Source organism: Citrobacter sp. wls829 (genome assembly GCF_005280825.1).
GTDB classification, from domain to species: Bacteria; Pseudomonadota; Gammaproteobacteria; order Enterobacterales; family Enterobacteriaceae; genus Citrobacter; species Citrobacter gillenii.
Genome location: NZ_SZWP01000021.1, coordinates 1 through 404, shown reverse-complemented (window position 1 = coordinate 404; position 404 = coordinate 1). Strand labels below are relative to the sequence as shown.

Annotated in this window: 1 protein-coding gene; it reads right to left on the bottom strand. The window is 56.4% G+C overall.

Going from position 1 to position 404, the window contains the following annotated elements:
* Positions 1-404: DUF6708 domain-containing protein (locus tag FDW88_RS22400; protein ID WP_371414752.1), on the bottom strand; the 404-nt coding region annotated here is incomplete at both ends.

The window sequence follows — 404 nt, the reverse complement described above, 5'->3', positions numbered from 1 at the left end:
TCGATATCTTCCGGCCAGCGGACGGTGGTAAAGGGTGTCCAGTCCCGGGGCCTGTCGGTCCACAATGGTTTTGTCGGCACCGGCTTTGCTTCCATATAGTGACAGCAATGACTCCACAGGCCGTAAACCGCTGACACATCCCCCACGGTCCAGGTCAGGACAAAACGGTCCACAACGTCGCAGGTGCCTGGTTTACAGACCGCGCAGTATATCCGGTGCCCCCATTCTGCATGCCCGCTCATCTGCACCCGTTCGGCATGAATATCCGCCCAGTCAAAAACCTTCACCTGCACCGGCCAGCATTTCCACGGCCAGATACCACGCTGGTATTCATAGGCATACACTTTCTGCCGCTTACGGTTAAAGCGGAGCGGCGCACCACGGGGTTCGAATAAAACAATTTT